The 12,358-nt window shown below is 28.7% G+C and carries 16 protein-coding genes and 2 tRNA genes; 12 read left to right on the top strand and 6 right to left on the bottom strand.

What is annotated here, in order from left to right; genetic code table 11:
• The first annotated feature begins 60 nt into the window (after positions 1-60).
• From nrdR to ACTQYZ_RS06915, 4 genes are all read left to right on the top strand, one after another.
• Positions 61-525, top strand: a complete 465-nt coding sequence (nrdR, locus tag ACTQYZ_RS06930; RefSeq protein WP_441022503.1) for a transcriptional regulator NrdR — start codon at positions 61-63, stop codon at positions 523-525.
• A complete protein-coding gene (locus ACTQYZ_RS06925; protein ID WP_441416283.1) occupies positions 525-1,061 on the top strand; it encodes an NUDIX hydrolase in 537 nt (178 codons plus the stop codon). The genes nrdR and ACTQYZ_RS06925 overlap by 1 nt, the downstream gene beginning before the upstream one ends.
• 85 nt (positions 1,062-1,146) lie before the next feature.
• Complete coding sequence (spoIIM, locus tag ACTQYZ_RS06920) at positions 1,147-1,779, top strand: stage II sporulation protein M (RefSeq protein ID WP_441416282.1); 633 nt, start codon at positions 1,147-1,149, stop codon at positions 1,777-1,779.
• A gap of 54 nt (positions 1,780-1,833) precedes the next feature.
• A complete protein-coding gene (locus tag ACTQYZ_RS06915) occupies positions 1,834-3,006 on the top strand; it encodes a D-alanyl-D-alanine carboxypeptidase family protein (protein ID WP_441022497.1) in 1,173 nt (390 codons plus the stop codon).
• 67 nt (positions 3,007-3,073) lie between these two features.
• Here the strand turns inward: ACTQYZ_RS06915 and ACTQYZ_RS06910 are convergent, their stop codons facing one another.
• Together ACTQYZ_RS06910 and mtaB are read right to left on the bottom strand one after the other, a co-directional pair.
• Complete coding sequence (locus ACTQYZ_RS06910) at positions 3,074-3,955, bottom strand: PHP domain-containing protein (protein WP_441022495.1); 882 nt, start codon at positions 3,953-3,955, stop codon at positions 3,074-3,076.
• Complete coding sequence (mtaB, locus tag ACTQYZ_RS06905; RefSeq protein ID WP_441022493.1) at positions 3,952-5,235, bottom strand: tRNA (N(6)-L-threonylcarbamoyladenosine(37)-C(2))-methylthiotransferase MtaB; 1,284 nt, start codon at positions 5,233-5,235, stop codon at positions 3,952-3,954. Before mtaB ends, ACTQYZ_RS06910 begins: the two co-directional genes overlap by 4 nt.
• Before the next feature lie 199 nt (positions 5,236-5,434).
• On the opposite strand from mtaB, the gene ACTQYZ_RS06900 reads away from it, so the two are divergent.
• Positions 5,435-6,469, top strand: a complete 1,035-nt coding sequence (locus tag ACTQYZ_RS06900; RefSeq protein ID WP_138269648.1) for an alcohol dehydrogenase catalytic domain-containing protein — start codon at positions 5,435-5,437, stop codon at positions 6,467-6,469.
• A gap of 47 nt (positions 6,470-6,516) precedes the next feature.
• On the opposite strand, the gene ACTQYZ_RS06895 is transcribed toward ACTQYZ_RS06900, so the two are convergent.
• From ACTQYZ_RS06895 to ACTQYZ_RS06880, 4 genes are all read right to left on the bottom strand, one after another.
• Positions 6,517-6,942: a hypothetical protein gene (locus ACTQYZ_RS06895; RefSeq protein WP_441416281.1), complete on the bottom strand. Its 426-nt coding sequence runs from the start codon at positions 6,940-6,942 to the stop codon at positions 6,517-6,519.
• A 142-nt stretch (positions 6,943-7,084) separates the two neighbouring features.
• Positions 7,085-7,657, bottom strand: coding sequence for a manganese catalase family protein (locus ACTQYZ_RS06890; protein WP_329384870.1), 573 nt, complete (start codon positions 7,655-7,657; stop codon positions 7,085-7,087).
• Entirely contained in the window at positions 7,657-7,986 is a 330-nt protein-coding gene (locus ACTQYZ_RS06885) for a spore coat protein CotJB (protein ID WP_138269642.1), read from the bottom strand. Before ACTQYZ_RS06885 ends, ACTQYZ_RS06890 begins: the two co-directional genes overlap by 1 nt.
• On the bottom strand, positions 7,977-8,174 hold the full coding sequence (locus ACTQYZ_RS06880) for a spore coat associated protein CotJA (protein ID WP_441022487.1): 198 nt from the start codon (positions 8,172-8,174) through the stop codon (positions 7,977-7,979). Before ACTQYZ_RS06880 ends, ACTQYZ_RS06885 begins: the two co-directional genes overlap by 10 nt.
• A gap of 158 nt (positions 8,175-8,332) precedes the next feature.
• On the opposite strand from ACTQYZ_RS06880, the gene ACTQYZ_RS06875 reads away from it, so the two are divergent.
• The 7 genes from ACTQYZ_RS06875 to ACTQYZ_RS06845 all read left to right on the top strand — a co-directional run bounded on the left by ACTQYZ_RS06875 (position 8,333) and on the right by ACTQYZ_RS06845 (position 12,134).
• A complete protein-coding gene (locus tag ACTQYZ_RS06875) occupies positions 8,333-8,929 on the top strand; it encodes an HD domain-containing protein (protein ID WP_441416280.1) in 597 nt (198 codons plus the stop codon).
• A 15-nt stretch (positions 8,930-8,944) separates the two neighbouring features.
• On the top strand, positions 8,945-9,316 hold the full coding sequence (locus ACTQYZ_RS06870; RefSeq protein ID WP_441022484.1) for a RidA family protein: 372 nt from the start codon (positions 8,945-8,947) through the stop codon (positions 9,314-9,316).
• Between the two features lie 84 nt (positions 9,317-9,400).
• Positions 9,401-10,309, top strand: coding sequence for a magnesium transporter CorA family protein (locus ACTQYZ_RS06865; RefSeq protein WP_441022482.1), 909 nt, complete (start codon positions 9,401-9,403; stop codon positions 10,307-10,309).
• A gap of 12 nt (positions 10,310-10,321) precedes the next feature.
• Positions 10,322-11,017 (top strand): M48 family metallopeptidase, encoded by a 696-nt coding sequence (locus tag ACTQYZ_RS06860; protein ID WP_441022480.1) that lies wholly within the window; start codon positions 10,322-10,324, stop codon positions 11,015-11,017.
• Positions 11,018-11,030: 13 nt separating this feature from the next.
• Complete coding sequence (proC, locus tag ACTQYZ_RS06855; protein WP_441022478.1) at positions 11,031-11,843, top strand: pyrroline-5-carboxylate reductase; 813 nt, start codon at positions 11,031-11,033, stop codon at positions 11,841-11,843.
• Positions 11,844-11,917: 74 nt separating this feature from the next.
• Positions 11,918-12,006, top strand: a tRNA-Ser gene (locus ACTQYZ_RS06850).
• A gap of 36 nt (positions 12,007-12,042) precedes the next feature.
• Positions 12,043-12,134: transfer RNA gene (locus ACTQYZ_RS06845), tRNA-Ser, on the top strand.
• Positions 12,135-12,358 lie beyond the last annotated feature (224 nt).

Here is a 12,358-nt window from a genome sequence, read left to right as displayed (position 1 = left end):
GAGTTAAATAAAAATATATTATATAATTTTTATATATTTTAGGAACGAAAGGTGATAAAAATGAAGTGTCCACATTGCGGTTTTAGCGAAAGTAAAGTTATAGATTCAAGACCTACTGATGATAATACGGCTATAAGAAGGAGAAGAGAGTGTTTATCTTGTGCAAAAAGATTTACAACTTATGAAAAAATAGAAACGATACCTTTAATTGTAGTTAAGAAAAATGGTACTAGAGAAGCTTTTGACAGAAATAAACTTATGAATGGTATAATAAAATCGTGTGAAAAAAGACCTGTTTCTATTGAGCAGATAGAACATGTTGTAAATGAAATAGAAAGTAATATTCAAAAAATAGCAAAGAAAGAAATATCATCAAATTTAATAGGGGAAGAGATAATGAAATACCTAAAAGATTTAGATGAGGTTTCATATGTAAGATTTGCTTCTGTTTATAGGCAGTTTAAAGATGTAAACAGCTTTATGGATGAACTAAAAAGTATGTTAAACGAGCGAGGAAATAAATAATGGAAATAAAAGAAACCGTTATTAAAACCGAAAAGCTTTTAAGTGGGAATATATTTGATGTAAAAAGAGATACAGTTATACTTCCAAACGGAAATGAAGCAACAAGAGATAATGTTGAACATATGGGAGCTTGTGCTATTTTAGCAATAGATGAATATGATAATGTTATTTTAGTAAAACAGTTTAGATGCTCTGTTTATGATGTTACAGATGAAATTCCCGCTGGTAAATTAGAAAAGGGAGAAGATCCTGATGTTGCAGCTTTAAGAGAACTTGAAGAAGAGACAGGGTATACTTCTCGTAATATAATCCCATATATGAAATTTTATCCTGATATAGGATTAGGTAATCAATTAATACATGTATATTTAGCAAAGGATTTGGTTAAAACCTGTCAATATTTGGATGATGATGAGTTTATAAATGTATATAAAATAAATATAAAAGAATTAAAACAAAAGATTTTTGAAGGAAAAATAACAGATTCAAAAATTATTGTTCCCTTTCTTAAATATTGTTTAGAAAATAATATTTAAACAGTCATAAAATATAAATAAGGACATACCCTTTATTAATAGGGTATGTCTTTTTTATGTCACAAAAAATAAGGAATAATATTTTATGATTAGAGAATTTATAAATTATCATTTTATGGAAAACAAAAATAAATATTTATTTTTTCTTCTTGTTTTTCTTCTTGGAATTATAATAGGAGGAGTCAGTATATATTTTTTAAGCTCTACACAATTGGAGGAACTTAAAAATTACATAGGTTCTTTTTTTGAACTTCTTACAAAAGATACATCAAGTATAGACAGTAAAAAGATTTTTACTCAAACAATGTATTCAGATATAAAAATATATATTTTTCTTCTTATTTTGGGGCTTAGTGCAATAAGCATTTTATATTCCATAAGTATAATGTTTTACAAAGGTTTTTTGTTTGGTTTTGTAATAACGTTTTTTATATCTTCTTATGGTTTTAAAGGAGTTTTATTTTTAATTTGTGTTTTGATAATTCCAAATATAATTAAAAATTTTGCCTTGATGTTTGCCTTTGTGATGTCTTCTTGTTTTAAAAGCTCAATTCAAAAAAACAATAAAAACAAATATGGTAAAGTGAAAAATTCTTCTTTTTATTTTAGATATACTATATACATAGTAGTGGCTTTTTTATTTAATGTTATAGGTATATGTTTTGAAAGTTATGTTGCTCCTATACTTATGGTATTATTTTCTTCTTCTTTTTTGTAATAATATTAATATTTATATTTTACTTTAATAAATATTAAAAGGGAGGAGAAAATTATGTTAAAAAGAATAAGTTCCATAGTATTAATATTTGCTTTTTTGTTTAATATTATGCCTGCTTTTGTAAAAGGGGCAGAAAAGGAAAAAGTAGATTTGAACATAAAAAGTAAGGCTGTAGTTTTAATGGATTCGTCAAGCGGAAAAGTTTTGTATCAAAAAAGCATGAATAAGAAACTTCCTTTGGCAAGCGTTACAAAAGTTATGACGATACTTTTGATATTAGAAGCTATTGATAATAAAACCATAAATATGTCCGATATGGTTACAATATCTGATTATGCAAGTAATATGGGAGGGAGTCAGCTTTATCTTGAACAAGGAGAGATGCGAAGTGTTGAAGATCTTTTGAATGCAATTATAATTGAAAGTGCAAACGACGCTTGTGCTGCAATGGGGGAATTTATAGGGGGGAGCATTGAGAAATTTGTTCTTATGATGAATGAAAAAGCAAAGAGTCTTGGAATGAAAAATACTCATTTTGTAAATTCAAACGGACTTCCTGTGGATAAACACTATTCAAGTGCTTATGATATTGCATTAATGACAAAAGAAGTGTGTAAGTATCCTGATGTTTTTAAAATAAGTGCCACTTGGCAGAAAACCATAAAAATAGGTAAAAATAATGATAAAGAGAGACTTCTTAATAATACAAATAAACTTTTAAAAATGAATGATAATGTTGATGGGTTAAAAACAGGGTATACAGCTGATGCGGGACACTGTATTTCTGCTACGGGTAAAAAGGGCGATCTTCGTCTTATTGCGGTTGTTTTAAATGCTCCCGATTCAAAAACAAGATTTGAAGAAGCAAACAAGCTTTTAAACTATGGTTTTAGTAATTACAAAGGAACAAATATTGTAACTAAGGGAGGAGAGTTTGGAGAAATTAAAATAAATAAAGGTTATGAGGATAATGTTAAGGTAGTTGCAAAGGATAATTTTACAGTTTTGAGCGGTAAAAATGAAAATGAAAAATATACAACCGATATAAAATTAAACAGTAGTGTGATTAATGCACCTGTAAAAGAAGGGCAGAAAGTAGGGGTAATAAATGTAAAAGAAGGAAGTGACATTATCGGAAGTGTGGATTTAGTTCTTTCTAAAAAAATTGAAAAAATAAATATGATAACATATGTGTTAAATATGTTTAAAGAATTTATCAGTGTATAGCTTTAATATTTTATTACATAAGTTCATTATAAAAATAAAATCCCGAAATATATCGGGATTTTATATATTAATTTAATTTTAAATTTTTTGAATGCTCGTATATTCCTTTTATAGCCTGTTCGTTATTGTCTGTTTGTACACATCCAAGTGCGTTTTTAGGTTTGAAACTTCCGTGAAAATCACTTCCACAGGTGTAAAATAAATTATTTTTTATTGCATAATTTTTGTACTTTTCACTTTGCTCGTTTGTATGAGATGTATAATATGCTTCAACACCGTCAATTCCATATTCCTTAAGCTCGTCAAGTATATGTGTTTCATCTTTTATGTCGACTCCCGGATGAGCTATTACACAGGCTCCACCTGCATTTTTTATAACTTTTATTAAATCTTTACTACTTGGCATATAAGTAGGGGCATAAAGTTCTTTGCCTACTCCGAAAGCTTCTCTGGAAAGAGTTATTATGCTTTCAATATTTGGCTGTAATCCATGTATTAATCGGTGGTTTCTGTTTTCTTCTTCAATTAATATAGCATGAATATATGCTGATAAAAGAGGTATATCGCCTGTTGCATAATCAAAGACCTCTTTTTCATTTATTTTTAGTCCTTTTTCTCTAATTAAATCAATTTGTTTTTGTCTACCGTCTTTTCTTCCTTGCCATATTTTATCTATTTCTTCATTTAAAGCTTTATCTTCTACATCTATTCCATATCCAAGCATATGAAGAAGTTTACTATTGTGTGAGACAAATATTTCCGTTGCAGGTATAACGGTTATGTCTTTGTTTTTTGCGTATTCTAAAGCTTTTTTTACGTTTGCTATGCTTTCATGGTCTGCTATTGCAATATATTTAAGTCCTTCTTCAATTGCCATATCAATTATTTTTTCGACTTCTACTTCACCATCAGAACTTGCGTTTGAATGGATGTGTAAATCTATTTTCATAATAATTCCCCTTCCAAATGTGTTTGGTTTTGACCTGTTATTTTTACATTTACTATTTTATTAAATATGTCTTTTTCGCTTTTAACTTCAACATATATATAATTTTCACTGTAACCTTCGTAAATATTATCGCTAAGTTTCTTTTCAATTAATACTTTTTGGGTGCTTCCTTTCATATTTTCCAAAAATTCATGTCTTTTTTTAAGCATTATTTCTTTTAATTCTTTTGCTCTTTTACTTTTTGTTTCTTTTGTGTTTTGGTTTTTCATTGTACTGGCAGGTGTTCCATGTTTTGGTGAAAATGGGAAGATATGAATATATGAAAATCCAATTTCTTCTGCGAATTTTTTTGTTGTTTCAAAATCTTCATCATTTTCATTTGGGAAACCAACTATAATATCTGTTGTTATTCCGGGATTATCGAAATACTTTCTTACTTTTGTTACTATGTCAAAGTATTCTTTAGTGTTGTAATGTCTGTTCATTTCCTTTAATGTTTTATCACATCCGCTTTGAAGAGAAATATGGAAATGAGGACAGAAAGATTTAAGTTTGCTTAATCTTTCTAGAAAATTATCGCTTAATAATTTAGGTTCAAGTGAACCAAGTCTTATTCTGTCAACTTGGTTTTGTTTGTCAATTATTTCAAGTAAGTCTATAAGGTTTTCTCCTGTGTCTGCTTTATATGATGCAATGTGGATACCTGTGATTACAACTTCTCTATATCCTCTCTTGCTTAGTTCTTCAATTTGATTTAAGACTTTTTCAACTGATGCATTTTTTAATACGCCTCTTGCATAGGGGATAATACAGTAAGAACAAAACATATTGCATCCGTCTTGAACTTTTATAAAAGCTCTGCTTTTGCCTTCATATGTTGTAATTCCTACTTTATCAAAATCTTTACTGTCTTCTTCTATGTTATATACTTTATTTTTACTTAATTTGAATTCATTAATATAATCTATAATTTTTTCTCTTTTATGGGTTCCGCATACGATATCCGCACTTTCTACTTTTTGTGCTTCTTCAAAGTTACTTTGAGCAAAGCATCCTGTTAATACTGTTATGGCATTCTCGTTTTGGTGCTTTAATCTCCTAACAATTTGTTTGCTTTTTCTTTCGCTTTCGTTTGTTACCGCACAGGTATTTATAACATATACATCGGCTTTTTCATGAGAGTCAACTATTTCGTATCCGTTTTCTTTGAATAATTCTATCATTGCTTGTGTATCGTAACTATTTACTCTGCAACCCAGAGTGTAAAATGCTGCTTTCAAAATGTATCTCCTTTTTTTCTGTTTGTTTTATTATATCACAAATTAAAATATAATGCATTTGTAAAATATATTACAAATGTAACAATTTGATTAAAAATTACATTACAAAAGTACTAAAAATTATTGACTATAAAAAAATTGGTGGTATAATATAGGTAATGATAACGAATTAATAAAGGAGATTTTTAAGATGAGCAAAATGAAAAGAGCCGTTGTTTACGGACCTGAAGATTTGAGAATTGAAGAAATTGATATTCCGGTTCCTGGTCCTGGTGATGTGGTAATCAAAAATGAAATATCGTTAACTTGCGGTACTGACGTAAAAAGTTATAAAAGAGGATATCCTCTTATGACACCTCCTTTCCCTTTGGGGCATGAATCAAGCGGAACTGTTTATGCTGTAGGAGAAAATGTAACAAAATTCAAAGTAGGAGACAGAGTTGTTTCTCATAACTCAGCTCCATGTAATGAATGTTATTTTTGTAAAAAAGGACTTCACTCAATGTGTGAAGATTTAATTATAAACAACAAAAATAACAGTGCCTTTGCTCAATACATATTGATTCCGGAAAGAATTGTAAATCAAAATATGTTCCATATTCCTGATGATATGAGTTATAGACAAGCAGCATTATTGGAACCATTCTCTTGTGCTGTATATGGAACAGCAAATGTTCCTGTAGAACAAGGTGATTATGTTGTTGTTAACGGATGTGGACCAATAGGTTTAATGTTTGTAAGATTATTATATTTGAAAGGTGCAAGAGTTATAGCTTGTGATATGAGCGAAAATAGACTTGAAATGGCTAAAAAACTTGGTGCATTTGATATTGTAGATTTAAACAAAGTTGATGATCAAATACAAGCAGTAAAAGATTTAACACCTGATAAGAGAGGTGTTGACGTAGCTGTTGAAGCAACAGGACTTGCAAAAGTTTGGGAGCTTGCAATTCAAATGGCAAGACCTGGCGGATTTGTTCTTTGCTTCGGAGGTACAAAAGCAGGAGATACAATAACAGTTGATACAAAATTACTTCATTACAGCCAAATTACAATTAAAGGCGTTTTCCATACAACACCTTTATATGTAAATCAAGCATTTGAGCTTTTGAAAATGCACGTTATTGACGAAAAAGATTTTGTTCAAAACGAATATAAACTTGATGATTTGGAAAAAGCTCTTATTGAACATTCTGAAGGTAAAGTTATTAAAAACTTTATTACATACAATTAAAGTCTATTTGTTTTCTTCAAAGCAGGTCATTTTATATGACCTGCTTCCTATTGCATTTTTTTCTTTTTATAAAATTTCTCCAATGTTTCTATAGATTTTTTATGGTGTGCATGTGCGGTTTGATAGGTTATTGATAAATCTTCTGAAATTTTACTCCATGTTTCATAATTTAAATAATGTTTTTTCATTATAAGTTTATCAAGTTCACTTTCAAGAGAATTTATAATATTGTTTACGTCCATTTTATGTTTATATAATGTATTTATTTCCTTTATAAGCTGTTGTTTATATAAAATTAAATTAATTATGCTTTCTGTCTTTTTGTCTTTGTTTTTTTCTGTTTTTATTCCACTTTCATTTATATATGAAGAAATCCTTTCTATGTACATTTCACACTCTCTTATTTGATTTGTGGTATATTCTATTTTTTCGTTCATAAGATATGGTTTTGATAATTTTTCTTTAATATTCATTTTTCCACCTTTAATTTAATTTTATTTAAAAAGGACTTAATAAATATGTTTTATCAAGTCCTTAATTTTTTCATTATAATGTTAGCATAAAGGAGATATAAAAATATATAAATTTGTCGAAAAAGTTTAAAGGTTTTATTATTTAAAATATTTTTTTCTTTTCTTTGTCTTCTTGAACCATTCTCAATACTTCTCCGAAACGTTGAAAATGAACGATTTCTCTTTCTCTTAAGAATTTTAAAGTATTTATTAAAAGAGGGTCATCTGTCATCTTTATTAAGTTTTCGTAAGTTATTCTGGCTTTTTGTTCCGCAGCCATGTTTTCATACATGTCTACTTCTGGATCTCCCTTTGAGCCGATATAGCTTGCAGTCCATGGTACACCATCTACATTAATATAGAAAGGATTGCAACCATGTTCTATATTGTATCCTCCAAGACCGCTGTTTATAAGTTCGTCTTTAGTTGCTCCTTTAACAAGTTCTGAAAAAATAGTTCCTATCATTTCAAGATGCCCAAGTTCTTCGCTTCCTATATCTGTAAGTGTGGCTGTGCCTTCTTTTAGTGGCATATAAAATCTTTGTGTTAAATATCTTAAAGACGCACCAAGTTCACCGTCAGGTCCGCCGTATTGTGTTAATACGTTTTTTGCCATTCTCAAATCTTTTCCCGAAACTGTAACGGGATGTTGCAACATTTTTTTATAAATCCACATTATTCATTATCCTCCCAGTTCATGTTTTGAGCGGCCCAAGGACCTTCTATATATTTCCAAAATCCCTCACTGCTACCTGTATTGTCAATAGGGTTATTGAATTTTTCATAAGCTTCGTTTACTTCTTTTAATTTCTTTGAATATTCGTTGTGTCTTTTTAGTACATCCATGTCCCCTGGATGTGTATTTAAATAAAGAGCGGTATCTTGAGTTGCAAAAGTATATATTTTTATTTTATTGTAAATTTCTTCCATGCTCATATTATTTATATTTTCGTTATTATTTGTTCCGTCTGCTCCGCTGCATCCGTGTCCCATATCTATTTGCATACTGTATCACTTCCTTTTAAATTTGTGTTAAATGGTGAATATAAAGCTTCAAACATTGTTCCTTTTTTCATTAAACCTTCTTGTGCATCATACATATCGCTGTTTAATTGAAATGGCACATATGCATTTGCAATTTTAGGGATTAAAGGCATATAAGGAACCATTGGTTTGTAATTTCTTTCATTCAATTTTAAATCCTCCCGATAAATTTGATTTCAATATAATATATTCATTTATTTTTTTTATTGTGATAAATTAAATTTAATTGTCGCAATTTTTTGTAAATTTTTATGTTGATAATGCTTTTAAATGGGTTTATAATATTTTTTAACGTATAGGAGGAAAAATGGAAAGTAATATTACATTTGATGAAGCCTTTGAAATATTAAAAAAATACAATAAAGATATTTTTCATATAAGACATGCAATTACGGTATCTTTGGTTATGGGGTGGTACTGTGATAAATTAGGTATAGAAGGTGATAAAAATTACTGGGAAATTGTAGGACTTCTTCATGATGTTGATTTTGAACTATATCCAAATGAACATTGTAAAAAGGCTGTTATGATATTAAAAGAAGAAAATGTAAATGATGATATAATACATAGTGTTTGTTCTCACGGTTATGAAATATGCTGTGATATAGAGCCCACAGAAAAAATGGAAAAAGTTTTGTTTGCAACAGACGAACTTACTGGAATTATAAATGCTTCTGCTTTAATGCGTCCTTCTAAAAGTACTAAAGATATGTCCCTTAAAAGTTTAAAGAAAAAATTTAAAAGCAAAGGTTTTGCTGCAGGGTGTGACAGAGATGTTATACAAAAAGGTGCAGAAATGATGGGTGTTGAATTAAATGAACTTTTAAGTGACACTTTGGAAGCTATGAAAGCAAATGAAGACAGAATAAATGAATTTATGGAAAATTTTGAAAAAAATTTATAAAAGAGAGGTAATAATATGAAAGTAGTATCAACAAAAAAGGCTCCTGCCGCAATAGGACCATATTCACAAGGAATTATAGTAAATGGAATGTTATATGCATCAGGTCAAATTCCAATTATTCCCGAAAGTGGAGAAATAATGGAAGGAGATATTAAGGTTCAAGCAAAGAGAGTTTGTGAAAATATTGGTGAAATTTTAAAAGAATCAGGAAGTGATTTTTCTAAAGTAGTAAAAACTACTTGTTTCTTAAGTGATATTAATGATTTTAATGATTTCAACGAAGTATACAGCGAATATTTTGTAAGCAAACCTGCTCGTTCATGTGTAGAAGTAAGCAAGCTTCCAAAAGATGTTTTAGTTGAGGTTGAAATAATAGCTTTAGTTTAAAAGGATGATTCTTTCATCCTTTTTTATTATTTATATGATAAAAGTTTATAATATGTGGTATCATAATTTTAATGAGGTGATAGGATGTATTATAGAGTTTCTAATGTACTTGAACAAATAGACAGTATAGAAAATTTATCTGACAGTGAGGATATTCTAATTGTTCTAACACTTGACGAATGGAAAGAAACATGTAAACAAAATGATTTATATACTTATTATATAGATTTTGAAAATATTAGTTTTTCAAAGTCTGAAGTGTATAAAGATATAATAGCTGGAACTTTTTTTATTCCTAAAAAGGGAGAAGAATGTTTAAACGGAAAGTTTGGATACTATCTAAAAAAACATAGGATTTATTTTATTGATAATGATAATATAGTTCTTCCTATTATTGAAAAAATAAGCAAACAAAGACAGTGGAAAAATCCATCAATAGCTCATTTTTTATATGATTTTTTGGATATTTTAATTAGTGAAGATTTACATTATTTAGAGCATTTTGAAAAGACTATAAATAACCTTGAAGATAAAGTTCTTGACGGCGATTTAAGGAACTTTAATTATCTTATTGTTTCAATGAAAAGACAGCTTTTGGTTCTTAATAATTATTACGATCAGCTTGTAGATATAGGGCTTGTTTTTGAAGAACATGAAGAGGATATCTTTAATAATTCTTATAAAGGACTTTTTAAAATTTTTACAAATAAAGTCAGCAGGCTAAACTCTAAAGTTGATACATTAATGGAGTATACCAGACATCTTAGAGATTTATATCAAGCTCAAGCTGATATTAGGCAAAACAAGACAATGCAGACTTTAACAGTTATTACGGCTGTGTTTTCTCCACTTACATTAATTGTAGGGTGGTATGGTATGAATTTTAAATATATGCCGGAACTTACATGGAGGTATGGATATTTTTTTGTAATAGCTCTTAGTTTATTCGTGGTAGGACTTGGATATTATCTTATAAAGAAGCATTTTCATTAAATGGAGAAGAGTATGGATTATAATGTGATAATAAACAGAAAAAAAATCAAAAATGTTTATATAAGAGTTGATGATAATGGAAATGTTGTTGTAAATGCAAATAAAAGGGTAAAAGACAAATATATTTATGATTTATTAAATGAAAAAGATGATTGGATTCAAAAACGTTTAAAGGCTATAAATAATAAAAGTGAAGTTTATGATATTAATGGAAGAAAAATGTCTATATTTGGTAAAAAGTATATAATAAAAGTTATTAAAGATAAGAAAAATAAAATAGAATTAAAAGAAGATTATTTTTTTCTTTATACAAAATATGATGATGTTGAAAGTATGGTACAATTAATCAATAAATATTTAAGAGAGTTGTTTCTTAATAATTTAAACTGCTATATTATTAAAGAATGTATGCAAGAAGCTAAAATTATTGGAATAAAAAATGATTTTAATATTAAAGTGCGACTTATGAAAAGCAGGTTTGGAAGTTATTCAAAAAAAACGAATTCAATATGTTTAAATCTTGCTTTAATGAAATATGATATAGAAATTATAAAAAGTGTTTTATATCATGAGATTTGTCATATAAAACAAATGAATCATCAAAAAAGATTTTATGAACTTCTTTACAAGGTTTGTCCCAATTATGATGAATATTCAAATTATTTAAAGAGAAATTTTAATTATTCAAATAAATGGTTTTTAATATAAAAAGGAGATAGTTATGAATTTAAAAATAGGATTTATAGGCAGCGGAAATATGGCACAAGCTATTATTGGAGGTATGATTGATAGTAATCTTGTAAGTAAAGACAATATATATGCCACTGCGGTTTCTGATAAGACGATAAATTTGGTTAAAGAAAAATATGGTGTAAATACAAGTAAAGATAATAAAGATGTTGCCAATAAAACAGATATTATTTTCTTAGCAGTTAAACCAAATGTTTATAAAACTGTTATAGGTGAAATAAAAGATGTTGTTGATGAAAACAAGCTTATTGTAACAATTGCAGCAGGGCAGACAATAGAAAATATAGAGGATATGTTTGGTAGGGAATTAAGAATAATAAGAACCATGCCAAATACGCCCGCACTTGTTGGAGAAGGAATGGGACTTATAACTGCGAATAAAAAAGCAACAAATGAAGATGTAGAAAATGTAGTAAAAATATTTAATAGTTTTGGTAAAAGTGAAATAGTGGAAGAAGCACTAATTGATACAGCCGGAAGTCTAAGCGGATGTGGTCCTGCTTATACATATATGTATATTGAAGCTTTGGCAGACGCCGCTGTTGAAAGTGGAGTTAAGAGAGATTTGGCATATAAGCTTGCTGCACAAATGGTTCTTGGTTCAGCAAAGATGGTTTTAGAAAGTGGGGAACACCCAGGTACATTAAAAGATAATGTTTGTTCTCCAGGTGGGACTACAATAAAAGGTGTAAATTCTCTTGAACAGGCTGGTTTTAGAGGAGTTGTAATAGATGCATTACTTTCAAGTATAAATAAAACTTTAGAAATGAGTAATAATAAATAAAAATATAAAAAAAGATAAAAAAGATATTGACAAAGTATTATCCATATGATAATATAATTAAGCTTGATGAAAACCGAGAGGTACCGAAGTGGTCATAACGGGGCGGTCTTGAAAACCGTTAGGGTGCAAGCCCACGTGGGTTCGAATCCCACCCTCTCGGCCATTAAGAATTTAATATCTTTTTTTTTATATAGAATTCGGAGAAGTACTCAAGTTGGCCGAAGAGGTGCCCCTGCTAAGGGTATAGGTCGCGCAAGCGGCGCGAGGGTTCAAATCCCTCCTTCTCCGCCATTTGCTTTTAATCTGGAAACACTTTGTTATAAAGAGTTTTCAGTTTTTTTTTATTATTAAAGGTCTAATATAGAAAACTTCTTTAATTATTTTTATATTTAAACAAATTTTCAATTATATATTTTATTAGTTTTTTGATTTTGAAATTCTATTAACCACAATATATTTATAAATATTATCTATTCTTCTTCTATTATTTTAAGTATTAAATTATTTCTATAATT

The sequence above is a fragment of the Anaerofustis sp. LCP19S3_F7 genome (assembly GCF_052119445.1).
In the GTDB taxonomy this organism is placed as follows: domain Bacteria; phylum Bacillota; class Clostridia; order Eubacteriales; family Anaerofustaceae; genus Anaerofustis; species Anaerofustis butyriciformans.
This window is presented reverse-complemented; position numbering and strand designations above follow the sequence as displayed.

Coding starts and splice junctions, on each gene's coding strand:
- ACTQYZ_RS06890 (WP_329384870.1), bottom strand. CDS start 7,657: ATGTGGATTTATAAAAAAATGTTGCAACATCCCGTTACAGTTTCGGGA.
- ACTQYZ_RS06910 (WP_441022495.1), bottom strand. CDS start 3,955: ATGAAAATAGATTTACACATCCATTCAAACGCAAGTTCTGATGGTGAA.
- ACTQYZ_RS06875 (WP_441416280.1), top strand. CDS start 8,333: ATGGAAAGTAATATTACATTTGATGAAGCCTTTGAAATATTAAAAAAA.
- ACTQYZ_RS06865 (WP_441022482.1), top strand. CDS start 9,401: ATGTATTATAGAGTTTCTAATGTACTTGAACAAATAGACAGTATAGAA.
- spoIIM (WP_441416282.1), top strand. CDS start 1,147: ATGATTAGAGAATTTATAAATTATCATTTTATGGAAAACAAAAATAAA.
- ACTQYZ_RS06885 (WP_138269642.1), bottom strand. CDS start 7,986: ATGCAAATAGATATGGGACACGGATGCAGCGGAGCAGACGGAACAAAT.
- ACTQYZ_RS06895 (WP_441416281.1), bottom strand. CDS start 6,942: ATGAATATTAAAGAAAAATTATCAAAACCATATCTTATGAACGAAAAA.
- ACTQYZ_RS06900 (WP_138269648.1), top strand. CDS start 5,435: ATGAAAAGAGCCGTTGTTTACGGACCTGAAGATTTGAGAATTGAAGAA.
- proC (WP_441022478.1), top strand. CDS start 11,031: ATGAATTTAAAAATAGGATTTATAGGCAGCGGAAATATGGCACAAGCT.
- ACTQYZ_RS06915 (WP_441022497.1), top strand. CDS start 1,834: ATGTTAAAAAGAATAAGTTCCATAGTATTAATATTTGCTTTTTTGTTT.
- nrdR (WP_441022503.1), top strand. CDS start 61: ATGAAGTGTCCACATTGCGGTTTTAGCGAAAGTAAAGTTATAGATTCA.
- ACTQYZ_RS06860 (WP_441022480.1), top strand. CDS start 10,322: ATGGATTATAATGTGATAATAAACAGAAAAAAAATCAAAAATGTTTAT.
- ACTQYZ_RS06925 (WP_441416283.1), top strand. CDS start 525: ATGGAAATAAAAGAAACCGTTATTAAAACCGAAAAGCTTTTAAGTGGG.
- ACTQYZ_RS06870 (WP_441022484.1), top strand. CDS start 8,945: ATGAAAGTAGTATCAACAAAAAAGGCTCCTGCCGCAATAGGACCATAT.